Source organism: Pseudoalteromonas sp. D15MCD-2, assembly GCF_038562745.1.
GTDB lineage: Bacteria > Pseudomonadota > Gammaproteobacteria > Enterobacterales > Alteromonadaceae > Pseudoalteromonas.
Genome location: NZ_JBCFQE010000002.1, coordinates 23,292 through 49,439 on the forward strand (window position 1 = coordinate 23,292; position 26,148 = coordinate 49,439).

Consider the following 26,148-nt stretch of genomic DNA (forward strand, 5'->3'; position numbering starts at 1 on the left):
TTATACTTCCAAAAAAAGTTTATTAATTAAGCCATTATTTTGATCATCAAGTTGTTCTTGTAAAGCTCGAATAAAATCCATTGACGTTGCTGGTCGATTTGGATGTGCGTATTTTTGCCATACTGATTTTAAAGCTGCCACAATCACTGCATCCCCAAATTCATTCCTAAGCTTCGCAAATACAAGAGTAGCTTTGGAATACTGATCGTAACTTTTTGAAGAATCTACCAATGCTTGCTTTGTTGAAATATCTAACCTAGAAGCTTGTTGATATCGTTGAGTTTCATACTTAACTAATGCTTCGACAGCCTTTTTTCCATAACGCTTTTCAATCACCACAAGCTCTATATATTTAGCTAGTGATTCAATCAAAAAAGCGCTATCTTCAGGAACACTATTGCCAATATCATGACCAAACCATTGATGAGCCGTTTCATGTACTGCACGGCGGTAGCGTTGATCAAAACCTCCGCCCTCACTTGGTTTAGCTCTAAAACCGACCTTATTATCAATCAAAATAATTTCAGGTAATGCAAACCCTGTCCCACCAAAACCCGTAGAGTCAACCAGACTGAGCTTTGAACCTTTGTACGCATTTAAATTATTCTTAAACCAAGAAAGCGTATCACTCATAGCTTGTAAGTTAACTTTTATAGCATCTTGATCAGCTTCAGTTGCACTTGATTTAGAATAAACCTGTAACTTCACCTCTTCATAAATTAACTCAGTTGCTGCAAATGGAAACGATAACCAAGCCGGTAAGTTGTTAATTGGCACTGTCGTCTGAAATTTAAAAACAGCTCTTTGCCCTTCAACAATATGCTCTATATTCTTACCCTGTGAGACGACCTGATAACCTAATGCAGTGGTAACTTTGCTTTTCATGGTAATGCGTTCATAGCTATCTGGTACTTGGTATGTTGCATTAAAAAGCTTTGAAGGCGGTGTTTTAACATACATTGGAAGCCCATAATCTAATCTTAACTGCTCGTCATCTAATTCATAGTTTCTTTGATATCCAATCGTCGGTAATAGCGGAACTGAACGAATATAACTAAATTCAGGCGTTATGATTTGATGCCCTTGTATGGGCCATAATTTGGCCTGTTTTACTGCAAATTGCGTTTTAAGTTGCCTTGTTTCGAATGGCTGAAGTGCATATTTAAACTCGTAAATAGCTTGGTTCATAGATGGATAAAATGCGACTAGCTCAGCTCCTTCTATTTTAATATCTGCCCATTGATAAAAGCCTGCACGACCTATCAATACCTGTTTTATTGGTTTTGTGTGAGGGTTAGTAAATGAGTAGGTTAAGTTGAATTGGGCTGATTGCTTATACGGATAGAAATCTATTTCTGCATCGATATGACTCACTTTTGGCTGAGCTTTATGTTTCCAATCAGCGAACATTTTTTCATAATTTGCTTTAAATGTTTCTCGTTTATGAGAATTACTTAGTGGCTTTTCTGAAATTAAATTAGCATGCAGCTGCCAAAATAAACTGATAGCCAAAACCGCTGGTGTTAAGAGCCAAACATCTTTATTTTTAAAAGCTCGACTTCCCATTCCTGTGCCACGGTGATTAAAAGCCTGACTAACAAGCACTACACTAAGTAATAATACTAGCCACGCGCGGACATAAGGCCAGTAACTACTCAAACTTGCGCGATAGCCCCAAAATTCATTAGCCGGCTGCAATGGTGTCCAAGCTACACTCCAAAACGTGTGTGTTAGCCCTAAATAAGTCATTACTGGAGTAAATTTAAGTAACAAAATGGCAAAAACCACTAAAGATGCAATAAGCTCTGAACGCATTAAATTGAAAATACATATAAATATCGAAGCAATAATAGCTAGCGGCAGTCCCATTAAAGCTAAGGTATAAATATGTTGATAAGCATCAAAGTTACTACCAATAAAAAACTCAGCTAGTGATGCGCCAACGAAACCAACAAACGAAAAAACAAACACCAAACTCACTATTGCCAATAATTGGCTATGCAAAATCGAAGCAGTCTTAATAGGCGCTGCCGCAATTATCTCTGCTATTTTATAGTGCCTAGCATGACAACTAAGTTGCCAACTCCATAGAGCCACCAGTAAACAGCCGAGCAATATATACATATCAAAGGCATATTGATTAACAGCATCAATGCTAGTTGCTTTAATAACACTCATTGGTTCTGCATACTGAGAAGAAGATGCAACACTATTAAACACCAACCCTAGCCATATAAGTAACAGAATGAGAGTTATTGGTTGTTTTAAAATATTTAAAATTGCAGCTTTATATAGCTCAAATAGAATCGAGCTTTGACGAAATGTAGGCTTTACCGTTTGATATTGAGTGTTAGTCCTAAGTTCAGACTCAAGACACCGTTGTTTAGGTTGCTTTGGCTGTGAATGTGCTTGGGTATGCGAGCTAACAGCATACGTAAAAATAACAAATGCCAGAGTAAAACAAATAAAACGATTAGTATAAAAGGGCGTATTTTGTGACTCGCTAAAACTTGCTATTACCGTTGTATAAGCAAATGGATCTAACCAGATAAATAGTTGATAGAACGTTTCGTTTAGTACATTACTTCCTGCCAAAATTGGATTACCCGTTATACTCGCAGCGAACAAATAAGCTATCCAAATGCTTGCAAAAACGGCATAGATAATCATTGAGCTTCGAAACCTTTGACAAAGCCAAAATGCCAAAGCAATAAGTAAAAAACAGTTTATAAGTAGGACAAAGCTACTATAAAAAATTGTATAACCAAGTATTTGCCAACTAAATCCATTATTTTGAAAATCTACGAAACTCATAACCAACGTACTGCTTAATGAAACCATCATTAATAGACTTACAAAACCACCTATTCGAACATAGTTTTTTTGTCTTGAACTTACTGATGCAACAGCAATAATTTCATCCATATGAAAGAGGTGATCACGTAAGAAAATTGCTGGCGATAATGCTCCAACCAATAAAACCAATTGCATCATGTGTAATGACACTAAATGCAATTGATACTGCTGTAACGGGTCAACATTACTTGTTGCAAGTCCTGAAGAAAGTGAAAATGCAAAACTTGGCGCAATAAGCAAGCACACCCAAACTATTGGTTGACGAAAAAGATACTTTAACTCATTAATTATTAACATAATTCGCCTCTTTGAGATTTTAGTTCAAAGAAGTACTTATCTTGTAATGATTCTGTCGCCAAAACAGCTCCTATAGTTGGGCGTTCTGCGGCATAAACTCGCAAGACGGGCTCACCATATCGATAACTTTGGCTCAGTACTAAAGCATCTTTTGGCAGTACGCTTGGCAAAGTTTTTAATACCCATACTTTACCTTTGAGTTGGCTTACTAAGTTATCAATATGGCCACTTTGGATCAGTTGACCACCTTTAATCATCGCCACAAAGTGACATTGGTTTTCTATGTCTTCCACTATGTGTGTTGATAGCAAGATCAATCGATTCTTACTCATTGATACTAATAAGTTATTGAGACTCTCTCGCTCAGCCGGATCAAGCCCTGCTGTAGGCTCATCTAAAATAATTAATCTGGGATCACCCAACAATGCTTGAGCAATACCAAAGCGTTGTTTCATTCCCCCAGAAAAGTGACTGACTCTTTTATTTGCATGTTGAGTTAAGTTTAACGCAGTAAGCAGGTCATCAATCTGTTGCTTTGTCTTTTTAATTTCAAGCCCTTTTAATATGGCTATGTGTTCAAGTAGTGCTCTACACCCCATATGTGGGTAAACACCAAATTGCTGTGGTAGATAACCAAGTTGCTTACGTAACTTTTCAGGGTCTTTTAATATATCTAAGCCACTAAACTTTATACGGCCAGAATTAATAGTTTGCAGGCATGCAAGGGTTCTCATCAAACTAGACTTACCAGCGCCATTTGGCCCCAGCAACCCTACCATGCCACTGGGTAACTCAATGGTTATATCGTTAAGTGCTTGAGTTCCATCAGGGTATGTTTTCGAAATATGCTCAAGTGTTAGCATTTTTTGGCTCCTTAATTAGCACAAATCTAGATTAAGGAATGGTAAAGCTCGCTGCTATGAAGCAATGATCAATGATTCAAGTTTGATGATGAAAGCAAAAATTCTTCTTTCGTCATCAAAAAAAGAACTTTCATCAAAATGTGGGTGAATAAAGAAATAAAAACGTTAAGCTAAATCTATCATAACGCTTAATCAGTGTATTACTCTCTCAGTTTCCACATTATTTAGAAATTAGAGTAATATATAAATATCATAAAAAACAACAGTGTAACGTAGCAAAAATAAAAATGAACGGAGTAGATTTTGCTGGCAACTATTAGCTATTTATCATCACCTAAAAACATAAAAAGCATGGTTACTCTACTACCATTAATCGCTGCGATACTACTTGAAAGCCATATTCGTTATCTTTCGCTGAGAGTTGATTCACCCAGTACTTATCTAACAGTAAATTTACAGCTAATTTTTGAGTGTATCCCCTTCTTAATCGCTCACTGGATGGCATCTCAGCATTCTTTAAAGCAGGCTTCATTGTGGTGGTTGTCTGGGTTTATTGGTTACCCAATACTCACTTATCTATTAAGCAACAGCATGCCAACTTATGATAAATGGCACTACTTACAAGAACAATGTTGGTTACTTTGCAGTCTAGCAAGTTTACTTTGGCTTTCATCCCAACGTTTTAAGAAAAACCAAAACTCTAAATTAACCAGTTGGATTAGCTCATTGTTTACATTAAATAAAGTTGTTTTTGTTATATGTTTTGGCTGGGCATTTGTCATGGCTGGCATACTTAATAGCCATGAAGCCCCTCTGCTAAATCAGCCATTCGCATTAATATTTGATACTCAAAAACTACTTACAAACTTTTATCAATTCATTTGGTATTTTTCTCAGCTTTTGGTCTACGCAATTATCGTTCACGGCATTTTTTTATTTAATCGTTACATTTTAATACGTCAACTATTAGCCAAATATGGAGTGCTCATTTTTGTATCTGCATGCTTAATTAGCATGGTTATTTTCACACCATTATTTGTCGCTATTGTGCTCACATTGCCTGTTAATGACTTACCCTCATATGTTGCCAATTTAACTCCTGGAGGCAACCAAGATATTATCAATAAGTACAATTATCAGTTTATGTTTTTATTTTTAAGTATCTCGACTCCCATTATCTTGGCGTTTGAACGCCAACAGCACCACCATAAATTAGAAGAAGTTGCCAAACAGCAAATAAGAACAGAACTAAAGCTATTACAGCAGCAAATTAATCCGCACTTTTTATTTAATACATTAAATAACTTATATGCACTTGCATTAACAAAATCAGAAAAGACACCTGAATTGGTATTACAGTTGGCTGACTTACTGAGATACACCGTCTATGAAGGGCAAAAACCATTCGTTCCACTCGAAAAAGAGCTAAATTACATTAAAAACTTTCTTGAACTGCACAAGATAAGACATGCAAATAATTGTAGATTTAACCTAGTATGGCCTGAAACTAGTCACTCTCTTTCGATAGCACCACTGCTTCTAATCATTTTAATTGAAAACACCATAAAGTACGGTGTTGAACACGCAAAAGAAAACGCTGAAGTAACGATAAAACTAACATTAAATGATAACGTTTTAACTTTATTTTGCGAAAATAGCATTCCTCACAAAAGTGATAACGCTGATTCAGGTATGGGGCTAAACAATTTAAAGCGGCGTTTAGAGCTACTTTATCGAGAAAGACATACTTTAGTGGTGCGCAATCACAATGGACTTTGGCAAACCACCCTCTCTTTGGAATTATCAAATGATTAAAGCAATTGTTGTTGATGATGAACCACTTGCTCATCAAGTAATTCTTCATCATTTAGAGTCTCATTCAGATATCAAAGTAGTTTCTCAGCATTTCAGCGCTAAAGATGCTTTGTACCAATTAGCAAAATCAACTATTGATGTCGTATTTTTAGATATAAACATGCCAGAATTGTCAGGGTTAGAACTCATTCAAGCACTCGCTAACCCGCCTCAAATTATTATTGTGAGTGCTTATGAAGAATATGCACTCACAGGCTATGAGCTAAATGTTACTGATTATTTACTCAAACCTGTATCAGCACAACGTTTACAGCAAGCAATAAATAAAGTGCGTGAGCGGATTTCCCAAACTCCGGAAAGCAAATCAATCACTCTAAAAATAGATCGCGAAAAACGCAAGCTTAGCTTAGATACAATTAAATACATTGAAGCATATGGTAATTATGTAAAAGTACACCAAGATGACCACACGATCCTCGCAACAACGACACTAAAGCAGATCTTAGAGCAGCTAATAGGCTCATTCACTCAAGTCCATAAATCATACATAGTGAATAACAGCAGAGTCGTAGCTGTTACAAACGAACATGTAGAGTTAGATACTAGTGACAAGATAAAAATTGGTAAATCATTTAAAGAACACTGCAAAGTTTTACTTTAGAGAATGCATATCAGATGATCTACAAGTGTCTTATGCTGTGAGCTTGGCCAATGAACGCCTTCTGAAGGGCATGGCGTTATTAATTCAAAGCAATTAACAAAACTACAGTCGTTGCTGTCAGCAACATTTTTAAACTCTTCCACTAACTGTTTTGCTTTTAGCTCTGCACCTGCATATATAGATTGATACGCGCCAACCTCATACACCGCCGGCGGGCTTAGTATCATTATTTTGGGTAATTCGCGGTGCAGATAGTAGTTTTTTATATCTAAAATGAGTGTTTCGAGGGCATTGGCAATATCAGCAGCCGACAGTGCAAAACGGCGCTTTAAATCATTCGTGCCGAGCTGAATAATAATCACATCTAAATGATAAGCCGCTAAGTAGGGCTCTAAGTATTTAATGCCCAGTTTATCGCCACTGAAAGGCGGGTCGTTCACCAGTGTACGATTAGGCTGACCAGCTTCTATAACTTGGTAGCCGGCACCTAATTTAATCCCAAGTAAACTAGGCCAGCGCTCATCGGCTACAAAGCGCTTACCATCGACGGGTGAAATACCATAAGTATTTGAATCACCAAAACATAAGATATTCATTAGAATGGATTCAATGTGTAACCTTGCTGCTGCAACTGTGCATGCGCGGTCATTGCCGATAACGCCATTTGCACACCAGGAATAAGCTGCTGCTGTTTTACCTTCATGTGCGTTGCAGACTGCCCGCACACATACACAACGGTATTATGTGCCAACAATTGTGAGATCAATTGCTGATTTTTATTGTCACTGTCAAAGCGCTGTTTATAAAAACTGTTTTCCAGTACATCAACACTTGCGCCACCATGCACAACTAAAGCAAGTTGAATGTTCTCAGGCTTCACACCATGGGCTATATGCATATTAATGAACCGTGCTAATGAGTTCATTTTGTTATTCTGCGCCCCTTTTTCTGCCGCATCAGCTACATCAAACGCCACTTTGAAAACCGTTTGATCAGAGATTGGTGCATGGTTTGGCACATCATAATAAAAACCAAAACCTTTAATAGCAGGCTCAGCTTGTTCTGCATGACTAAACGAAGATAATAAGGCTAAAGATAAACCTAACAGTGTTGATTTCATATAAGTTCCTGATGATTCTTTACTCTAGCCTACCTTGTTTAAACCCGTTTAACTAGCATCAATATGTTGGTGCCCTTTAAAGGTCATGCCTAAGTAATTAAAGGTGTTTTTAAACATCTCGATAAACGCGTTAGGCGCGTGAGCAGATCCTGCATTTGAGAGCAATGAAAACTGCTTTTCACGCAATGTTCTCAGTTTTGGCCTGAGTGTTTCATCATCCATGTAATCAGTGATCCGGTCTAAAAATGCTTTAAACTGCGGTGTGGTGTTATACCAATACACTGGCGATGCCAGTACCCAGTGTTGATAATTCAACAGCGCTTCAAATACCGCATAAAAATCATCATTTTTATATTGCTTATCGTAGCAATAAGGCGAGATAACATAGTCATCTAGACATACCAGATCGCCGCCATACTGCGCTTTATAATCATTAACTTGTAAACTCGTATTACCCTTTTTTCGCGCACTTGAATAAATAATTACCGTATTTGTTATTGGTTTTTGTTGCATGACTATCACTCCTTTTTTATGATGTGCGCAGCGTAAAACCTAAAGCTAACTTTAGGTCAACACCTTGGAGCAAATTATGTCAGATAAGAAACTTATTGATGCAAACCTAGCGGTTGGCTTTGTGGCAAAACGCAGTGGCGTAAAAGTTTCGACCTTACATTTTTATGAGTCTAAAGGGCTTATTCGCAGCTGGCGTAATAACGGTAACCAGCGCCGCTATAAACCCGATGTATTACGCCGAATTGCCGTTATAAAAGCTGCGCAAACCATGGGCATAACTCTTGAAGACATTAAACAAACGTTAAGCACCCTACCCGAGCAACGCACACCCACTAAACAAGATTGGGCAGCCCTTTCTAAAGTATGGCAAACGCAATTAGATGAACGAATTCAATACATGCAACGATTGCGCGAACGCGTTAATGGTTGCATTGGCTGCGGCTGTTTATCAATGGCCAAATGCCCTATCTACAACAAAGATGATTATTTAGGTGAAGAGCACAGCGGCGCTGTGCTGTTAGAAAGAGATTAAAGTTTAGCTTTGCTCAGCTCACACATACCGTAAATAGCAAACGTATGCTCAGGCGCCTCTTCTATCTGAATATCAACTGTTTGTGGGCTTTTTGAGAGCTCGCAAACAAGATCGCCAAGCAACCCTTTAAGGGTATTACTATTTTCATGAATTGAAATACTTGTATACCAAAGCACAATACCTTCGGGAGTGCCATTTTCAAGGTAGATATGTTGAATAAGCGAGTCATTATCAAACATATTTGCAGGTTTAGCTGTTCTTATTAGCTGTTCTTATTAGCTTTTCATCAAAGCGAAAGCGGCCATTCTCATCTGTTATCGTCTTATCAATATATTCTTTACCATAAGTAAGCGAACGGGTTACTTTTTGCTTTGCCACCGGCTTACCATTATCTAGTAAAACCCCTTGAACTGGAGCAGATAACAAAAAATCACTTTTATTGAACAAACCAAACATGCCTGCAAAAACCTCAGTTGAAGTAAAAAGAATAATAGCGACAAATGCTAACCTAACAAAGCTCACTACCACACGGCCTCTCTATTTACTTGGCAATCTACTGGATCTAAATAAGGTTTTAGCTCCTCAGGGAATCCGTGCTTTTCTGTTATGTCTTTATCAATTTTGAAGTAATGCTCTATCGATTGATATAAGTGAGTACCAAGCGGGATGGATGTATCCATAAAGGTCATAGCTGTGGCGTATGCCAGTGAATCCCATTCACGATTTGAACCGCCTACATAAAAAGTAGGCTTAGTGAAGCGATAATGTTTAGGGTATTTTAACGGCACCATGAGTGATACAAATACACGTGAGCCACCACGGGCTGAACCGACATTACGCTGATTTGCGCCATAGCAAACAATGTCTTCGTAAGGTAAATAAAACGGTTTTCTAAACAAGGTATGCGGAGTTTTTACAAGGCCAGTATGGCGATTAAAGTAAAAATTATCTCGGTGCGCTAATATAGCTCGATGTTTTAAAGTGAAATAACCCAAACCAAAGAGCGTCACATAGATTGAGGCCATAATCCAAAAATATTCAAACCCATTCGCAATTAACGCATATACATGAAATAAGAAAACCATAAAAGCGAGTGTTTCAAAGAAAAAGCCAAGTGCTGTAAATAAGTTAGACCACCCTCCAAACCATGAAATAGCCAACTGCTTACCATCATTCTCTACCCAATGCCCCTCAAGTGTTGAGCCTCGATTAGGAGATTCAAGCTCTGCTGCATATTGATCAGTAAAACGCTTACTTTTAAAGGTACGAGTTTTAAAGCTGCAGCCATTAAGTGCTTCAGCTTTTTTTAATCGCGTTTCATAACTGTCTTGATGTAAATAGTCTCTTGGTAGTTGCTCTGTATAGGTTTGACTATTCTTACGGTATTTAACTTTATTTTCAGCTCTTATATCTATTTCTGCAACTTTTTCAGGGTTATCTCTTCTAAATTCTTCTCTTCGAACCACCGCTTCTTCATCTAAGGCAAGCTGTTTAATGGTTTTATCTTTTGCTCTTGTTGGGTCTCGGCCAGGATTTTCGGCGCACCACTGGTTAATTGCATTAATACGATTTTCTCTTTTTATTTTTTCTCTTTCTTCATGAGTTAAACCGTCGTTTTGTTCAGCAATATAGCGCTTAACCTCCTCATCACTAATAAGGTTATCAATTAAATCATCCAGATTGCTTGATTTTAAAGAGCTTTTATCACCACTACTCATTGTCATTGCTATCTACATTCCTTGTTTTAACCATTCCACTTTAAATATCTCAGACCCTAAACACCCACTGCTATTTGTCTTAATAAGGTTTTTGTTAATCGCTTCCAATAAGGCGTTGTATCAGGCTGATTTAAGCTTTCGTCAATTGGCCATTTTTCCCATGGTTTGGTGATTTCTTCGTTTGCCCAGCGTTTAGGGTTGGTTATTGCGCCATCAAAGTTAAAGCGATAAATATCGTTATCAAGCTTTTCTTCTATCTGCTGCATCTGTTTGTAACTCATTAAACGCCAATACTTTTCTGGGCGGTTATTCTGTTTATCAAAATCGCGTGTTACTGGGTCTAAATGACGAAACGGCTCAATTTCTGGTGAGTCCACTAATGGTTTGCTTAAATCCATAAAACGCACCACGCGCTCCCATGTGTAACGACAGTAGTTTGGGTTTTGTGGGTTGTCTTTAACACGAATTTCACTAAACGCACCTGCATGGTTGCCGTAATCTTTATGAGCCACATACATCGCATGAGTCACACCATGTCCTTGTGAATGGTTGGCTTTAGCGTAAAACGCTTCTATCTCTGAAAACGGAAAGGTCGCATGACCATGCTCATTCTTTTGCGCATTATCAACCGACCAGGTAAAACTCACCGTTTGATTTATGCGGTCAAAATACACCTCACGCCGAGGTAAAATGTAACGCGCTAAAATAGGTCTAAAGTTTAAGAAGAAAATATTAAAGCCAATTGCAGGTAATACAAACCAAAACGGGAAACTTTCTGGGGTTGATGTAAATTGTGAATAAAGCCACACCCCAAAAAATATAATTGACATAAATGTTAGCACTGCCCCCATTAATATCGGCCCCAATATTAACCCTAGCGACCAGTCATTCCCTTTTTGAAAACCTAAAATACGAGCTTGATTATACAAACTGTCTGGGGCTACCTCCTTACTATCTTCTTTCTCTAAGAATGTTCTTACAAACATCAATCCTTTAAGCGAACTATATTCAAACTTCTTAGGTACGATATACTGCTTAAAGTTTTGTGACGCTTCGATTGTTCTTGCATTCATTTTTGCGAATCTATACGAAATAGACATTGATATCCTTATCTTTCAATGTTGCCCTAACAGTCAGTTTTTACAAATCAATCATTAAAAACGAAGTGAATTTTTGCCACGGTGTTTTGCCAAATTTAATCTCACTTTCTGGTTTTATATTTTCTGCGTATTTCCAAGGAAACTTAAAAATTTCAGGTGGATTGAGCTTTTTGATTGGTTTACCCATTAGTAAATTATCTAGTTGCTCATCATTATCAAACTCTTTACTTAACTTCAGGGCTTCTTTGTTCATTTGTTTAGCGAACTTGCGCTCAACACGGTACCAAAAATATTTTGGACGACCATTCGCTTTATCAAACTCTGCGGTTGTTTTATCAAACTCTCGATAGTATTCAAATTGTGGGATATCAGCTAAAGGTTTTGTGGTATCCATGAAATTTTCAATCAGTTCCAACTCACAAAACACATCATAAATATAAGTTGGGCCTGTATGATCAAACAGTTCATCTTTTTTATAATGCAGTAGTGTAAAGCCTCTAAATGGGAAGCCACTATTAGGGTTATGCACGACACGATAGTGTGCATTAAATTCATCATATTTTAAGCCAATTAACTCTTTACCATCTGAGCTAGGAACCTCAATATTACCACTTGATCGATTAAAAAATGTTTGTAATTTTAATTTTTTAAATAATCGACTTTTTCTAAAAAAAATACTAACTAACTTTGAAATTAGCCAAACTAAGAAACAAATTTTTATGAGATCAAAACTAAGCTTCTCATTTCCAAGTAACCATGCTAACAGTGGCATACTGATTAATAAAAAGATTACAGATAAATGTATATATATCCAAGCTACAATTAAAGAGGTTTTCCAGTTAGTTGGTGTTCCACCAATACCTAGTTTTAGGTGTGTATTGTCTTTTGCAATAGTATTATAAGCTCTAATTGATTCCCCATTTCTATTAAGCCGATCACTCTCTAATTGAAAGTCACTCCAAGCATTCAAAACGCATTGTTCTTTTGGAAAAATAGGCATCTTGCTTTGTTCTTTACAAAAGTAAGATTCTCTTTCATTTGTTAAACCTTCAGATTCTATCAATTTTCTTTTAAGACCTTTATAACAACCCTCTAGATAATCTTTATACATATTCAACTTTCTTAACCAGCCTAGTCGTTTTTATAAATCAATCATTAAAAACGAAGTGAATTTTTGCCACGCTGTTTTGCCAAATTTAATCTCACTTTCTGGTTTTATATTTTCTGCGTATCTCCAAGGAAACTTAAAGATTTCAGGTGGATTGAGCTTTTTGATTGGTTTACCCATCAGTAAATTATCTAGTTGCTCGTCATCATTAAACTCTTTTAATTGCTCGTCTTTTGCTTGGCTCATCTTTTTTAAAAAAGATTTATCAACACGATACCAAAAGTATTTTGGACGACCGTTTGCTTTATCAAACTCTGCGGTTGTTTTATCAAACTCTCGATAATATTCAAATTGCGGGATATCGGCCAAAGGCTGGGTAACATCCATAAAGTTTTGTAATAGTTCCCAATGATGGAAGCTGCAAGTTATCTCATTATTGTAAGCAACATCATAATGACGATTTTCTTTATAATGTAAAAGTGTAAATCCCCTGTGTGGAAATCCACTCTTAGGATTATGAGTAGCTTTATAATGCGCGTTAAATTGTTCAAAGCTTAAATAAGAAAAACTTTTAGAACCTTTCCTTGGCACTTTTACGATTCCCGTTTTACGTTCAAAAATAACTGCTAATTTAAAATTAGGCCTAAAGTATGGCCATATTCCACAGTTCAGAATTTTTGAAAAACACCAAATAGGCAACAAAAAAATGTAACTATTGAAAGCTTCTCCAATATCTCCTAAAAAAAGACTGGCGACTGGGAATGCTATCAAAAGAAATAAAACAGAAATGTGTATGACCCCCCAGAAGAAAGTTAAGTTATCGATGAAACTGACTGCTTCAGAAGCTAATGGAAGTTCCAGTCGATTCTTACCTTGACTGAGGATACTGCGATGCCGGTTTGCAGTACCACTTAGATTCATTTTATATTCTAATATTTGAGAGTTATCAAAACAGTGACCTAACACATTACCCCTAGGAAATTGCGCCTGTTTACTTTGGTAGCGGCAATACATTGATTCACGTTCATCTGTTGCGATTTCATTTCTAAATTTTGCAGCTTGTTTTCCGCGATAAGCGGTTTCTGCGTATTGCTCAAGCATATTCAATTTCCTTAATCAGCCAAGCTTTATCAGGCTGCTCACCTTTATCCCAGTCATTACGCTCATCAATGTCTACATAGGGCAAAGTAACATTCTTATCTAAGCGATACTGAACTTTGACTCTCCACTTAACTTGATACCCTTTACTTGGCCACATTGAGAGGAAAGGTATTGAATAAATGAAGCCTTCAATTGCTTTAGAATTTTCACCTTCTTTTTGTGAAATTTTCCAGTCTTTATGATTAACCCTAAATTTATGTTCTGGACTTAAAATACCAGCATCTTCAATTTGATAAACTTGTACTAATACTTCTGATTGGCCATACGCAAAATTCGGTGTACCTACATTAATTATTAATTGATTACTATGTTTAGATTGAACTTGTAGGTTCAATGTAACACTAGGCTGCATTAGCAGACCAACTAATGCCGCATAACATTCATTTGGTTTTAAATCCCACTTGTTGAAATTCCCAGAACAACGATCGGATTCATCTTTTGCGAATGGGCCGTTTTTAGCCCACGTTTCTAGCTCATTATCAGTGACCAGGGTAGCAATTACAGCTATGAGCAGGCCTAAAACAATAATCGCCCATCCAAATGGTGTAGTTAATAATGCTGTTCCTAAATAAATAAAACCCGCTACTGCGACAATCCCACTTAAAACATGAAAAAATGCAGCGTCCAAATCGTTCTTTTTAATTGATGTATAGGTGTCCAAGCCACATAAAAAAGCTGTAATTACCATACCTATCGAACCCAATAGCCTAGACAGCAATACAGTTCTGCTAAAAAGCCGGACAGATAGTTTTAAAAAGTTATTTACAGAGACAAGTCTAAAAGAAGCTACTTCAAGAGATAACGTGCCTAAGCTATATACTAAATTAATTACTTCTAATTTTACTTTACCTGATACTTTATCCCCTGCCTTAAACTTCTTGATCATCTCATTGGCGTTAAACATTTCAAATGCCAACATAACCATAGGTAAATTATGTTCTAAAACACGTAATCCCTTTAATTTAACAGTATCAACCGCACCTAATTTAAAGTTTGGATCGTCATAGTACATTGCATATTTATGTGATTTAGGCACAACCACTAGTTCACCGTCTATTGAGTCATAGCGACCAATAAGATCATGATAATCTGTCCAGTTTTTAGGATTAAAATAGCCTTTATTACTACCAAAAGCTTTTGGATCTTCAGCAGCGATGACTTTGTTATCGCTATCTAAAATAGTCACTGCGTGAGGGGGAGGATTTTTCACGTTTTCTCGTAATTTTGCGCGCCTTTGTTGCCTGTTAAGTTGTGTGCGCTTATAGTTTGTAACAGCGATTACCGAAGGGTTATCACCGAGTACAGCACCGGCTTTCTTTATATGTAGGTCTGCGAAGTCACTAATTTCTATTGCTTTATTGTATGACACCATTAAGTTTCTGAGCTTTACCATATGCGGTTTTAATACACCATTTTGATACTGGCTAGCCACACGACCCCATGCACCGGTTAAATAACCAACTGCGTCTTTTGCTTTTCCGAAAAACTCTTTTAACCCTTTATTTGCTAATAAGCTTTCTTCCTCTTTTTTCTCTTCAATGAGCTTTTTATGGATCCGCTTAAACTCTTCAAACCTAAACTTTGCTTCTCCATTATTCTTCTCATTTTTAAGCTTCTTAAGAACAACGCTACCGGGCTTAGTTATGTCATAGTGCTGTTCGGGGATCATAAAGCAATCAGACATCCAATTGCTCTGTTCAAATGTAGTTTTTAAAAACTGTTCTATAGAGCTAACCGCTCTTTGCACATTTTTTTTACGTGTTTTTTCAGACTCGAGTTTCGCATTCCAAGGCCTGAAAACACCGGTAGAAATATCATCAATACTCAGAATATTTAATACATTTGTGACGAAATTAAAACCAAATAGGTAGTCAACATCCTCTAAAGCCACCCAGTCATTCATAACTGGGGCCATGCCTATATAATCTGTTTGGTAATTAGATAGTGGGCGTTCTTCGTGGTTATCTTGAATAAAATCAACAAATTCCTTTTGTGCTACTGGTAATAACATTAGGAGTCGCTCAAGTTCAGTGCTAGATAAGTATTTTTCTAGATACTCTTTATCTATATGTTTTGCACCACTTCTTAGAAATTTTGCGCCTGATGATTGATCTTTATAACCCGGTTTTTGTGTTTTAATTGGCACAGACGACATGCGATGTGGAAAGAAATAGTGATCTTTCATTACCTTTTCATGCAAGTCTTCACTGAACATAGCTTGGTAAGCTAACACTCCGGAATCATAGTGCTTCTTGCTTGTGAGCTTTTGATTTTCAATTTGTAATTGTAAAAAAAGAGATTGGCATTTATTTAATAACCCTAAGGCTATACCAGCAGGATCATGAATAAAAATTTGCTTTTCATCATCAGCCTCATCTAGATCAATACGTTGGCAACGGGCAGACCTTAATCTATTTGCTAAATTTTGATCTTCAACTTGAGTTGGCGCTTTTGCGTTAGCACCTCTTTGTCTGGCGTCATCTTTATACAAACCTCCAAGGCTCACGATATACTGCCACGACCATTGCACGACTGAGTATGCAATCTCTACTGTAGGGGTTTCTAGTGCACTAGGCTCACAATTAAGTCCATTGGTCTTTTTGGGTATAATAACGGTCTGAGTTCGTATGCCAGATGCTTTACGCTCGTTTTTACCAAACTCACGACCTAAATCAATTTCTGATAAACAACCATTATCTACTGCTGCAATTTCTCGCCATAAATGACCATTTACAAATATATAGTAAAAACCATTAGACTCAGATACAGGCCTGCCATCCTCCCCTAGTATTTGAAATTGTGCGGATCTAGCCTTTGATTTATCAAGAGATGGTTCTGTAAATAGCTTTAATTTTACGTTTATAAAATTAGGTTTATTCTCATCATCTGGCGGATTTTCTAAGGTATATGACTCTGTATATCCAAGCGGTAGTAATGAACAGCCATCAATGCCTTTAATTTCTGAATCTAATTTAAATAAGCCCATTTTACTCACCTGCTATGAAATTAATCGACGAATTTTCACCACTAGAATGGCGCTTATCAGCGATTGATGATCGTTGTTGTGATCCACCTTTAGAAAGCACTATTTGCCCTAGTGTCGCATCGTTGCAATCAACGCCTTTCACTAGGAGAGAAGCTTCATTCCCAGTACCAAGATCTTGCAAACTATCCCTAACTTGCACTCTTAGCCCCCTTGGTGCGGGGCCGCCAGACTGCATGAGTGGCATGGGTGGGGTATTTTTATTATTTGATATCATCGGGTCGCCTTGGCGAGCCGCTGGTTTTCCTTCAATCATTACGTTAAATGACCCCATGATAAATTCGGCTTTACCGTCGTTCGTTCCGCTAGCGATACCTTTTTTATCACCTGGAGAGTCACCCGAGCTTTGAGAAAAGTAACTTTTTACATTAGCAGCTCCTTGACCATTCACTTTGACTGAACTTGCAACAGAGGTAACATCACTTGATTGGGCTTTATTGCCGTAGGGAATAGGCACAACGCTGGTACCAATTGTGGTTAAACACACATCGATTGTTGTTAGCTTACCACCGCTATCTTGATGCACAGCGGTACGGCCATTGATAAGTACATTTTGCCCAGAGACTGTGGCGGTTTGCGGTGCCTCTGATTCTGTATCTTTAACTAATTGCTGCTCTGTACCTGCTTGCCAACCTAAATGATTCGACACTAAATCTAAAAAGGCACGAGGGTTATCAATTGGTTTGTTGACGTCCATATTGGTCTGGGGTTCGTTCCACGGCAAAATTGGCTGATTTTTCTCGTTATCCCATTGTGGTGGCGGAATAATGTAATCTGGAATAAATCGATTAACCAATTCACCAAGTGTATGCTCTCGGTACTTAGGTCTGGCAATTTCATCTAAAAAAGCAGATTCGCCTTCAGAGCGGTCCGAAAAAATGGCAATACCATTGGCTTTGCCGAGTGCACCGTTGCTTCGTGCACTATTGGTTAGACCTAGTAATGTCGGGTTATTATGGCGCCATGTAACACTGCCGCCGCTTCGTACGTCAGCAGTGAGTGCATCTATGTCGTATTGTACGCTGCCTGATTCTTTGCCAGCCATGGCATTTATATATGACATTCGCTTTCACTCCTTGAAATCTTAAATAGCTGTTCATTTGGCTGATTGAACACCACAAAAACGTGTTCAGTGTCAGCTATCAGCGGGTTATGCAAATAGCTTCCAGCTAATGCAAATGCCGCAGATTGGTTTGCCACGCCTTGATAACCTAGTACGGTATTTAGTTCGGCAAACTCTATTAGTTCGTCATCATTTTTATAGTGCTTTTGGGTATAACTAAACCACTGTTTTTGCCATTCATACGACTGCATGCCTGCAAAAATAAAGGAGTCACTAACCTGTATGTTTGCGCTTTGAAGCTGAGTAGGCATTGACTCATCAAAATTCGTGGCTTTTAAACAACCGTGTCTGTGTACCAACAATGCATAGCCACCTTCGCCATTAATTACGCCGCTAGGGCCATTTACAACTTGTACTGTGTGGTGTTTGGCTTGCTCAGCCACGTATTCAAAACTATTACACGAATCAACGGCAACTATGAGGGTATCGAGGTCGGTTGCTTCGAGCTGCCAATCACTTACCTGCTCAAAGGCTGGTGTTTGCTCAGGCATTGCGTCAGTCAATAATTCACTTAATGTGTCATCATCAATCAGCGGCTCGCCATTACTGGCGTGCGGTAATATAAACTGAACTTTATTGACCCTAAATGAACAACAAAGTTTTTTTAACTCAATATTTTCAATAATATGAGACAAAATTAGCAAGCAACGAGTTTGCCTATCAAGCCCTGCAAGCTCAGTCAGTTCTACAAATACATAAGGGGCATCTAAACTAATATCGCAGCGGATCAGCGCTTTGCTTGGCTTTGAATACAACATTTGGTTTGCCACTGAAGTATAAAAGCTTTCGGTATAGCACCCAGCGGCATTAACATGATAAAGAGTATCAAACTGCATCTTTACCTCCTTGCTCAGCAACAATTATATTGCTGCTACTTGCCACGTTGTCGCTGTTGATATGCCCGCGCCATAACAGCGAAAAGCACTGTGCATCCGAATCAATCACTAAGGTATCGCAGTGCATGTCGATATCATGCCTTGTTAACGTATTAGCCACTTGCACTATTGGCTTAAGCACAGGAAGCTCTACAGTTTGTTGCTGGCCATATTCTTGTAATGGATATAATCCGCTTAACGAAAACGCCCAGCCTTTTGTAAACAATTGCTTTGTTTGTTGATCTGTGGGGGCTGTATTGTAAAAGTTGCTAGCCAATGACGTTTTGAACGGGTATTTACCAGCCATAAGCGCTTGTTCGTCAATCTCTGGCAATAACTCTATACGCGGTGACCAATGACTCGGAATTGCCGAAAAGCCAGCAACGCTTACTTGATGGCTTGGTTTTCTTAATACCTCGTTGGCATACTCTATCGCAGGTAAAGGCTGCCCTACTGCGTGCTTGTTTTTCAGTTTAAAGCCAACACCTATAGGGTTGTCGAGGCTGTAATCGCTTTGATCATGGTGTGCTTTGCCCCCAAACGCACGGCTATAGCAAACAGCTGTTGGCGTAATTGGGCATGGATCTGTTGCGACAGGGCCAAGCAGTGAACGGCGCCATTTACGTTCGCCAGTAAGGCGTAATCGCTTTTTAATTATCGGTGTGTCGTTTGCAGCTAAGCCTAGCTCAACCTCAATAACACGCGCAGTTTTGCCCTTTGGCGGGTACGCAGTAAAGTTGCCATACACTTCGAAACCTTGCTTAAATGCCACTTGTTCATTCACTGCCACCAGCGGCTCGCTAGTCGGATCACCGCTATATTCGTCAGCCATGACGATTTCAACACACGGTTCCATTAAGCTAGTATTGCCTTTTTCATCAAACTCAAAGCTCTGTTTTACCAAAACAACATGAGATGCAGTACCATCTGTTTGCCAACCTTCAAACACGCTTGCTTGCCAAGGAGTAAAGTTATGCAGCATGCTTTGCTCCTGCTATTAACTTTTGCCACTGAACTGCTGTTTGCTGAGTATGATAAAGACCACAGGCCAGTGTTAATTCAAACTGAGGGGCAAATACTCGCTGTACAATCTCGCCTGCCAATTCTGCTAAGCCTTGCTCTGGCTGCGCTTTTGTAAAACTCACGCCTTTTAAAACACACTCTCCTTTGCTTATAGCCAGTGCTTGCCTAACATGCTCTGCATCATGCAAGTTTATACCGGCTTGCACATGATGCTGATTTTGCGCACTTACCAGTGTTAAGGCTTCTGCTTTTGCAAGTGGTCTATCTGTTAACGTTAGCCAAGCCTGATAAGCTGCTTGCTGTGTTTGCGCAACGCCCATAAGCTCTATCACCAATACCAGCGCTGATTTATACACAAAGTGGCTTAATACGGTTTGGCAAAATTCTGGGTGCGCTTTACAAAATAAAGCGCAAGGCTCATGCCAGCGACTATCGTCAACCAGCCCCGCTAATTGTAACAACTGCGCTTTTTGTGAAGGCTCGCTAGTACTCGAAAACACTTTAAATACTTTATCACTAAGGCTTTTATCACCTTGGCAATAGCAATTGACTAAAGCGGCATACACCAAAGTAAAATCAGCATGAGCGAGGGCTTGTTGTAACTCGGCATCATTTAAAGGCTGCGAAAACAAAATAGTTTTAAGCTGCTGCGGTAATGACTCTTTGCCCTCTAGCACTGTTGCTCTGAGTGCTTTTTGTTCTGGGATAGTCCAATACTTAAGTTGCTGCGATAACAAAGTATAAACAGGCAGAGCTTGCTGCTTTTTAAGCGCTAAAAAATAATCACTGTTGTCTTGCTCTGGTGCAGCCATTAAACGTGTTGCACAAAGGACAAAAATGGCGTGCTGGTCGCTCGCTAACGCGATCTCACAAAAATCATCACAGCTAAGTTCAGCAAGGTCATTAAAGCTGTTGCCATTGAAGTAGTCGCACGGTGACTGCTGCTTAAGCGATGCCAGCACATAAAGATGATTAAGCACTTGATGCTCTAACACTTTTTGCCTTGCAAGACTATACGCCCCTGACGCAAGGAGCTTTTCTCGGTGCGCCATTAAGGTGGTAACGCGCTGTTGATGCTGTTTTAACTTAGAAACCGCTGCAAACATATTAATTAAGCCTAATCGGCCAACCTGCCAAGGTAAGGTCTTGTTGGCTATTTGCAGTAATATCTTCGCCTTCAAGCACGATATTGCCATCGGCAAATACTTCGATGCTGCCCTTGGCGGTTTGCAAGCTAACGCTTTGCTCTGCGGCAATAATAATATGTCCTGCTTCGTTGCTAATGTGAGCCGCCGGAGATTGTTCAGGTGCGGCTAAAAGTGCCGTTACAATCACACCTTTGTCGCTGTGTAGCACCACAACTTGGCTACCTATTTTGCAACACGATACATGGGCAGCTTGTAAAGCAACATCGTAACGAATGTGATTAATAACCACGCTCAAAGCTTTACCCTGAGGTGACACTTCACTGACCTCTGCGAGGCATTGTTGCTGATCAAATAACTGAGTTACTGTGGCTGTCATTTTCAGTCCTTGAAATTAGTTATTACTTATTGCATTGCCTTTAATAGCAATGTTTCTAGCCGATAGAGTGATATTGGTGGCATCGATAGTTAAATTACCCGCGGCATCAATCTCTACACTTGCACCACCTTGGCTGAGCTGGATCGAACCTCTACCTTCGCCTTTAATGGTAATATTTGCCCCACTTGAGAGGTTTAAATCACCATTTGGCGCTTGAAATTCAAGGTTGCCATCGACCGAGTAGACACTAAAATCTTGCTCACTTTGCAAGTTAAGCTCTTGCGCTGCTTTCAGTTCGCTACTGCCATCGGTCGCTTCGATACGGGTATCGGCATCAGACTTTAATGTTAAATCAGCCGCAGCCGTTACCTTAATATCACCCTCGCGTGTTTGAACTTGTAGGGTGTTCTCGACACGATTAGTAAAATCGTTGGCAGCGGTAAAAATGGCGTCATTCTCAGCAACAAACTGAAGGTTCTCTTTGGCTGAAATTTTGACGTCACCTTCCACTGACTTAAGTGTTGCTTGATGGGCATTCTCGGTGGCATCTAACAACAATTGGTTTTTATTTTCTTTATTTGCAAGGCTAATTTTTTCTTCACCGCTTTTGTCATCCATGATCAAGCTATGCCCTGCTCGGGTGACAAGCTTATTCTCTGTCGGATTTTGGCTGGTAACCGGGTTCGGGCAGCTCTGATTATAAAGCGCGCCTAAAATAATCGGCCTATCTAGGTCGCCATTTTCACCGGTTACTAACACTTCGGTGCCTGTCGTTAATGGAAAATGCATACCATGACCACTGCCACCATACTGCTGTAGTAAGCGCGTTGGGCGGCTTTCTTGGCCTTCACCGTCTTGGTTAAACGGTAAGCGCACTAAGTAATTGCCATCGTCGTCAACCTCTTTCTCAATGGTGGCATTAAATGTTGCAAATACACGACGTGCAGGAGACAGCTCTGCTCTAAACTCAAAGGATGCAGGCAATAAATAAGCTTGGTTTTTATAGGTTAACCCCTTAACTTGCGAGCCATACTCTACAGCTGCAGATTGACTGCCTTTGTGATCAACACGCGTAATTAAATACAGCCCTTTATGATCAGGGTGGTCATACACTGTCAACAACATACCGGGTCTTAAGGCACGGCAATCAGTATCAATAATTAATTGCTCACGCTGACAATCAAAGGCTTGTTGACGTACTTTAGCCAGCGAATTACCTATATTGGCATTAGGAAAGTTATCTGCATAATGACTGTCATCACCAAACCCTGGGTAACTGGTATTATTTGCGGTCGACACATTTAAGTTACCTTGGGCTTTGTAGTTGTAATCATTAAGCGACACACTTTGTGGATGCAACTGTGCTTTACGGCTTATTGCAAAAATGGTTTCGCTATTTCGAACTTGCCCTGATGGCGGCACATAGCTCAGGCTTACATCATCACATAAGGACGAAAAGTCTTTACTGCTATTACATACTTTGAAGGTGCAATCACCCCCTGTTTGCTCTACAAAACCATATACAAAGCCATACTTACGCATCAAACGTGTAACAAACTCATAGTCTGTTTCGTTGTATTGAACCGTCATTTCAAGGGTTGGGCCCGACGCTTGAATACTAAACTTTTGCATTGGAAAACCAGCTTTAGTAAATACGCTTTTTACTATGGCAGCTGGATCCATCATGGTGAAAACACGGTTAGAGTGTTGATGCTTCAACAAGGTTAAATAAGAACTCATGGTCAGCGTATAGTGATAACCCTGATGGCTTTGCCCATGTGCAGTAAAAGCACTGATGATCCCAGAAATCGTGCGGTCGCTCATTGACCACACTAAATTGAGCTTGGCATCTTTACCTAACAGCATCTCGGCACTGAGGTGCTCTTGACTTAACACTTGAATAGAAAAAGCAAAGTCTTCACATAAGCTGTCATTGCTTGATTCAAAATCGGTCACCGAAACCATGCCATCCGGTAACCCTTGCACGCTGACACTAAAATGACTGGTGTTGGCTTTTAGTTCATTAAGGCTATCCATGAATCCCATTGTTCAAATCCTTTATGCTTGGTCCGCAAAGGTTGCGGTAATTTCATCATTCTCATCAACAGCTAGAGTGAGAATATCTGGCATGTCATCCTCTGCCATAAACTCTAAAATTGATTTCGCAATGCCTGGCAATATTTGCTGCTCTATCACTGCATTTACCATGCGCGCACCACTGTCTGATAACTGGCACTGTTCGGTCAGTTTGTTAAGTACGGTTTCATCAACACGTAGCTGCATTTTGTGATTATTCGCTAACCGCTTGGCAATACCGTCTAGTTTCAAACTGACAATAGATTGCAGTGCCTCTTTATCGAGCGCTAAATAAGGAATAACTTGCATACGCGCTAACAGTGCTGGGGCAAAAAATTGCAGTAACTGCGGCTTAATTAGCTCTGTTAGTGCTGTAATTGAAGGAACTTGCCATGGGCTGCCGTCTTCATTTAAAGGGGCTTGTTCACTGTTCAATGCTGCATTGATTTGGTCTTGATTTTCAATGTCGGCATGTTCATCGTCAGTCGGTTCAGTTAAATCAATGACATTAGGTGGCGTGCAAGCATCAATAAGCTCTGCAGATCCTAAGTTTGAGGTCATGATGATCACTGTATTTTTAAAATCGATTTCGCGACCTTCGCCATCGCGCATACTGCCACGCTCAAAAACTTGATAGAACATGTTTAGTACATCTTTATGCGCTTTTTCTACTTCATCGAGTAAAATCACCGAGTACGGACGCTGCCTTACAGCTTCTGTTAATACCCCGCCTTCGCCATAGCCAACGTATCCCGGTGGCGAACCCTTAAGCTGCGATACTGTATGCGCTTCTTGATACTCGCTCATGTTTATGGTGGTTAAAAACTTTTCACCACCAAATAGCTGCTTAGCTAAACACCGTGCTGTTTCGGTTTTACCCACCCCAGAAGGGCCAGCTAATAAAAACACGCCAAGCGGCCCATACTCATTGCTTATACCTGCCTTACTTACACGCAACGTTTGGGCAATTTTCGCAATGCCTGACTGCTGACCAATCACTTCTTGGCTTATGGCTTTTTCAAGGGTAATCAAATTGGTTATTTGGTCTTTCACCATCGCGCCAACAGGTACGCCTGTCCACTGCGAAATAATTTGCGCAACGGCATCGGCATCGACTTCACTGTAAAGGCCATTATCTTGGGTGTTCTGCTCTTTTAGCGTTTGTCGTAAGTTAAGTAACACAGAGCTATCTAATTCATTTTGCGAATTAGCTTGCTTAAACTCATTGATTTGACCTAATGTCGAAATTTGTGACTCACGCGCGCTCGTCAATGTTGCTAAGTTGCTCTGCGCTGCATTTAGTTCTTGTTGTAAGTGCAGCAATTTGTCCATATCAACCGCCAAGCCTTGCTCGCTTTCTGCTGCAATGCTTTGGATACGTGTTTCAAGGTAATTAATGTGCTCACGCTCAGCTTCAATGGCTGCAGGATCGGTCGCAAACGACATTCGAACTCTTGCCGCAGCGGTATCTAGCACATCAATGGCTTTATCTGGTAGTTGACGACCCGTGATATAACGTGACGACAAGACCACTGCAGCTTCTATAGCATCATCAGTTATTTGAATGTTGTGATGTTGTTGATACTTATCTTTCAAACCCGCTAACATTAGCTGAGCTGCTTGCTCCGTTGGCTCATCAACTTTAATAAGTTGAAAACGGCGCTCAAGTGCAGCATCTCGCTCAAAGTATTTTTTGTATTCACTCCAAGTGGTTGCAGCGACTGTGCGTAACTCACCTCGAGCAAGCGCTGGCTTTAGCAAGTTAGCTGCATCACTCATACCAGCATCGCCACCAGCACCAATTAATGTGTGGGCTTCATCAATAAACATGATGATAGGGGTGGTTGAGTTTTTTACTTCATCGATCACTGTTTTTAAACGGCGTTCAAATTCACCTTTAACCCCTGCACCGGCTTGCAATAGGCCCATATCTAACACCAGTAATCGTACACCTTTAAGATCATCAGGAACCTGACCATCAACAATACGCTGAGCAAATCCTTCAACTACTGCCGTTTTACCTACCCCTGGCTCACCCACTAAAATTGGGTTGTTCTTACGACGACGACAAAGCACATCAACCATCATGCGAATTTCGTCATTGCGACCAAGCACTGGGTCAATTTTGCCTTGTTTCGCTTTCTCGGTAAGGTCTTCACAATACTCATCAAGGGCACCACCTTGACCACTTTGCTGCTCAGCAGCAGTATGCTGAGCACTTTGTTTTGCCTGTGGATTTAATCGCTCACTTGAGTTTTGGCAAAGCTTATCGAGGTTTTCAGCCATAAAGCGGGCGTCAATTTTTTCAAGTAACGCAGGCAATTGCAGTACAGGGCTGTATGGCAATAACTCAGTTAAGGCATCAATCAACGCAGCGCCGGTGATCCAGTCACTTTTGTGCTGTACATTTGCACTTAACCAAGCTCGCTCAAGCCACTCATAAAGTCGACGAGAAAAAACCGGCTTACTCTGGTTACCCGCAGGTTGGCGGTTTAAAAAGTCGAGCAGCTCATGCCACACTGCGTCTTGATTAATATTAAAAAAGTGAAAAATATGCTCTAAATCGCCGTTACTACCTTCTTCCATCAACTTAATTAATAAATGTTCAGGTAACACTTCATAGTGACTACGACTGCTTGCAAACCCTGCCGCTGACTCAAGTGCTGTTGCAGTATGGCCATTTAGTTTGTCGATAAGCTGCTTTATGCCTTTTGCATCCATGTTGTTTTCCTTTAATCCT

General features: G+C 39.6%; 22 protein-coding genes. 3 read left to right on the top strand and 19 right to left on the bottom strand.

Annotated elements, in window-relative coordinates; genetic code table 11:
• Both AADY36_RS16850 and AADY36_RS16855 read right to left on the bottom strand, forming a co-directional pair.
• The gene (locus tag AADY36_RS16850) at window positions 1-3,153 is read right to left on the bottom strand and encodes a M1 family aminopeptidase (protein ID WP_342409292.1); all 3,153 of its coding nucleotides are present in this window, start codon (window positions 3,151-3,153) and stop codon (window positions 1-3) included.
• Window positions 3,147-4,016: an ABC transporter ATP-binding protein gene (locus AADY36_RS16855; protein WP_342409293.1), complete on the bottom strand. Its 870-nt coding sequence runs from the start codon at window positions 4,014-4,016 to the stop codon at window positions 3,147-3,149. The genes AADY36_RS16850 and AADY36_RS16855 overlap by 7 nt, the downstream gene beginning before the upstream one ends.
• A 591-nt stretch (window positions 4,017-4,607) precedes the next feature.
• Between AADY36_RS16855 and AADY36_RS16860 the strand changes: the two genes are divergently transcribed.
• Window positions 4,608-5,831: a sensor histidine kinase gene (locus tag AADY36_RS16860; protein ID WP_342409294.1), complete on the top strand. Its 1,224-nt coding sequence runs from the start codon at window positions 4,608-4,610 to the stop codon at window positions 5,829-5,831.
• On the top strand, window positions 5,824-6,492 hold the full coding sequence (locus AADY36_RS16865; RefSeq protein ID WP_054562538.1) for a LytR/AlgR family response regulator transcription factor: 669 nt from the start codon (window positions 5,824-5,826) through the stop codon (window positions 6,490-6,492). The genes AADY36_RS16860 and AADY36_RS16865 overlap by 8 nt, the downstream gene beginning before the upstream one ends.
• Here the strand turns inward: AADY36_RS16865 and AADY36_RS16870 are convergent.
• Genes AADY36_RS16870 through AADY36_RS16880 form a run of 3 tightly spaced genes read right to left on the bottom strand, consistent with a single transcriptional unit; the run spans window position 6,489 to window position 8,125 of the window.
• Window positions 6,489-7,088, bottom strand: coding sequence for an SGNH/GDSL hydrolase family protein (locus tag AADY36_RS16870; RefSeq protein WP_342409295.1), 600 nt, complete (start codon window positions 7,086-7,088; stop codon window positions 6,489-6,491). The genes AADY36_RS16865 and AADY36_RS16870 overlap by 4 nt on opposite strands.
• Window positions 7,088-7,612 carry a DsrE family protein gene (locus AADY36_RS16875; protein ID WP_138624998.1) on the bottom strand — a complete coding sequence of 175 codons (525 nt, stop codon included), beginning with the start codon at window positions 7,610-7,612 and terminating at the stop codon, window positions 7,088-7,090. The genes AADY36_RS16870 and AADY36_RS16875 overlap by 1 nt, the downstream gene beginning before the upstream one ends.
• A gap of 48 nt (window positions 7,613-7,660) precedes the next feature.
• Window positions 7,661-8,125, bottom strand: coding sequence for a flavodoxin family protein (locus tag AADY36_RS16880; RefSeq protein WP_342409296.1), 465 nt, complete (start codon window positions 8,123-8,125; stop codon window positions 7,661-7,663).
• 76 nt (window positions 8,126-8,201) lie between these two features.
• Between AADY36_RS16880 and soxR the strand changes: the two genes are divergently transcribed.
• On the top strand, window positions 8,202-8,657 hold the full coding sequence (soxR, locus tag AADY36_RS16885) for a redox-sensitive transcriptional activator SoxR (RefSeq protein WP_054562542.1): 456 nt from the start codon (window positions 8,202-8,204) through the stop codon (window positions 8,655-8,657).
• Here soxR and AADY36_RS16890 read toward each other — a convergent pair.
• From AADY36_RS16890 to tssH, 14 genes are all read right to left on the bottom strand, one after another.
• A complete protein-coding gene (locus AADY36_RS16890) occupies window positions 8,654-8,896 on the bottom strand; it encodes a hypothetical protein (protein WP_342409297.1) in 243 nt (80 codons plus the stop codon). The two genes, soxR and AADY36_RS16890, sit on opposite strands and share 4 nt — an antisense overlap.
• Before the next feature lie 10 nt (window positions 8,897-8,906).
• Window positions 8,907-9,185, bottom strand: coding sequence for a DUF6795 domain-containing protein (locus tag AADY36_RS16895; protein WP_342409298.1), 279 nt, complete (start codon window positions 9,183-9,185; stop codon window positions 8,907-8,909).
• Window positions 9,179-10,381: a hypothetical protein gene (locus tag AADY36_RS16900; RefSeq protein ID WP_342409299.1), complete on the bottom strand. Its 1,203-nt coding sequence runs from the start codon at window positions 10,379-10,381 to the stop codon at window positions 9,179-9,181. Before AADY36_RS16900 ends, AADY36_RS16895 begins: the two co-directional genes overlap by 7 nt.
• A 50-nt stretch (window positions 10,382-10,431) precedes the next feature.
• Window positions 10,432-11,448, bottom strand: coding sequence for a hypothetical protein (locus AADY36_RS16905; protein WP_342409300.1), 1,017 nt, complete (start codon window positions 11,446-11,448; stop codon window positions 10,432-10,434).
• A gap of 67 nt (window positions 11,449-11,515) precedes the next feature.
• Window positions 11,516-12,586, bottom strand: coding sequence for a hypothetical protein (locus AADY36_RS16910; RefSeq protein ID WP_285221012.1), 1,071 nt, complete (start codon window positions 12,584-12,586; stop codon window positions 11,516-11,518).
• Between the two features lie 30 nt (window positions 12,587-12,616).
• Window positions 12,617-13,684, bottom strand: coding sequence for a hypothetical protein (locus AADY36_RS16915; RefSeq protein ID WP_285221013.1), 1,068 nt, complete (start codon window positions 13,682-13,684; stop codon window positions 12,617-12,619).
• Window positions 13,677-16,730, bottom strand: coding sequence for a hypothetical protein (locus tag AADY36_RS16920; protein ID WP_342409301.1), 3,054 nt, complete (start codon window positions 16,728-16,730; stop codon window positions 13,677-13,679). The genes AADY36_RS16915 and AADY36_RS16920 overlap by 8 nt, the downstream gene beginning before the upstream one ends.
• 1 nt (window position 16,731) lies before the next feature.
• Window positions 16,732-17,850, bottom strand: a complete 1,119-nt coding sequence (locus AADY36_RS16925; RefSeq protein WP_138624993.1) for a DUF4150 domain-containing protein — start codon at window positions 17,848-17,850, stop codon at window positions 16,732-16,734.
• Window positions 17,838-18,746 carry a hypothetical protein gene (locus tag AADY36_RS16930; RefSeq protein ID WP_342409302.1) on the bottom strand — a complete coding sequence of 303 codons (909 nt, stop codon included), beginning with the start codon at window positions 18,744-18,746 and terminating at the stop codon, window positions 17,838-17,840. The genes AADY36_RS16925 and AADY36_RS16930 overlap by 13 nt, the downstream gene beginning before the upstream one ends.
• Complete coding sequence (locus tag AADY36_RS16935; RefSeq protein WP_342409303.1) at window positions 18,736-19,767, bottom strand: DUF2169 family type VI secretion system accessory protein; 1,032 nt, start codon at window positions 19,765-19,767, stop codon at window positions 18,736-18,738. Before AADY36_RS16935 ends, AADY36_RS16930 begins: the two co-directional genes overlap by 11 nt.
• Window positions 19,757-20,989: a hypothetical protein gene (locus tag AADY36_RS16940; RefSeq protein WP_342409304.1), complete on the bottom strand. Its 1,233-nt coding sequence runs from the start codon at window positions 20,987-20,989 to the stop codon at window positions 19,757-19,759. Before AADY36_RS16940 ends, AADY36_RS16935 begins: the two co-directional genes overlap by 11 nt.
• The gene (locus tag AADY36_RS16945; protein WP_342409305.1) at window positions 20,916-21,332 is read right to left on the bottom strand and encodes a hypothetical protein; all 417 of its coding nucleotides are present in this window, start codon (window positions 21,330-21,332) and stop codon (window positions 20,916-20,918) included. The genes AADY36_RS16940 and AADY36_RS16945 overlap by 74 nt, the downstream gene beginning before the upstream one ends.
• Before the next feature lie 15 nt (window positions 21,333-21,347).
• Window positions 21,348-23,369 (bottom strand): type VI secretion system Vgr family protein, encoded by a 2,022-nt coding sequence (locus tag AADY36_RS16950; RefSeq protein ID WP_446728748.1) that lies wholly within the window; start codon window positions 23,367-23,369, stop codon window positions 21,348-21,350.
• 21 nt (window positions 23,370-23,390) lie between these two features.
• A complete protein-coding gene (gene tssH, locus AADY36_RS16955; RefSeq protein WP_342409307.1) occupies window positions 23,391-26,129 on the bottom strand; it encodes a type VI secretion system ATPase TssH in 2,739 nt (912 codons plus the stop codon).
• Between the last annotated feature and the right edge of the window lie 19 nt (window positions 26,130-26,148).

Coding starts and splice junctions, on each gene's coding strand:
- AADY36_RS16850 (WP_342409292.1), bottom strand. CDS start 3,153: ATGTTAATAATTAATGAGTTAAAGTATCTTTTTCGTCAACCAATAGTT.
- AADY36_RS16855 (WP_342409293.1), bottom strand. CDS start 4,016: ATGCTAACACTTGAGCATATTTCGAAAACATACCCTGATGGAACTCAA.
- AADY36_RS16860 (WP_342409294.1), top strand. CDS start 4,608: ATGCCAACTTATGATAAATGGCACTACTTACAAGAACAATGTTGGTTA.
- AADY36_RS16865 (WP_054562538.1), top strand. CDS start 5,824: ATGATTAAAGCAATTGTTGTTGATGATGAACCACTTGCTCATCAAGTA.
- AADY36_RS16870 (WP_342409295.1), bottom strand. CDS start 7,088: ATGAATATCTTATGTTTTGGTGATTCAAATACTTATGGTATTTCACCC.
- AADY36_RS16875 (WP_138624998.1), bottom strand. CDS start 7,612: ATGAAATCAACACTGTTAGGTTTATCTTTAGCCTTATTATCTTCGTTT.
- AADY36_RS16880 (WP_342409296.1), bottom strand. CDS start 8,125: ATGCAACAAAAACCAATAACAAATACGGTAATTATTTATTCAAGTGCG.
- soxR (WP_054562542.1), top strand. CDS start 8,202: ATGTCAGATAAGAAACTTATTGATGCAAACCTAGCGGTTGGCTTTGTG.
- AADY36_RS16890 (WP_342409297.1), bottom strand. CDS start 8,896: ATGTTTGATAATGACTCGCTTATTCAACATATCTACCTTGAAAATGGC.
- AADY36_RS16900 (WP_342409299.1), bottom strand. CDS start 10,381: ATGACAATGAGTAGTGGTGATAAAAGCTCTTTAAAATCAAGCAATCTG.
- AADY36_RS16905 (WP_342409300.1), bottom strand. CDS start 11,448: ATGAATGCAAGAACAATCGAAGCGTCACAAAACTTTAAGCAGTATATC.
- AADY36_RS16910 (WP_285221012.1), bottom strand. CDS start 12,586: ATGTATAAAGATTATCTAGAGGGTTGTTATAAAGGTCTTAAAAGAAAA.
- AADY36_RS16915 (WP_285221013.1), bottom strand. CDS start 13,684: ATGCTTGAGCAATACGCAGAAACCGCTTATCGCGGAAAACAAGCTGCA.
- AADY36_RS16920 (WP_342409301.1), bottom strand. CDS start 16,730: ATGGGCTTATTTAAATTAGATTCAGAAATTAAAGGCATTGATGGCTGT.
- AADY36_RS16925 (WP_138624993.1), bottom strand. CDS start 17,850: ATGTCATATATAAATGCCATGGCTGGCAAAGAATCAGGCAGCGTACAA.
- AADY36_RS16930 (WP_342409302.1), bottom strand. CDS start 18,746: ATGCAGTTTGATACTCTTTATCATGTTAATGCCGCTGGGTGCTATACC.
- AADY36_RS16935 (WP_342409303.1), bottom strand. CDS start 19,767: ATGCTGCATAACTTTACTCCTTGGCAAGCAAGCGTGTTTGAAGGTTGG.
- AADY36_RS16945 (WP_342409305.1), bottom strand. CDS start 21,332: ATGACAGCCACAGTAACTCAGTTATTTGATCAGCAACAATGCCTCGCA.
- AADY36_RS16950 (WP_446728748.1), bottom strand. CDS start 23,369: ATGGATAGCCTTAATGAACTAAAAGCCAACACCAGTCATTTTAGTGTC.
- tssH (WP_342409307.1), bottom strand. CDS start 26,129: ATGGATGCAAAAGGCATAAAGCAGCTTATCGACAAACTAAATGGCCAT.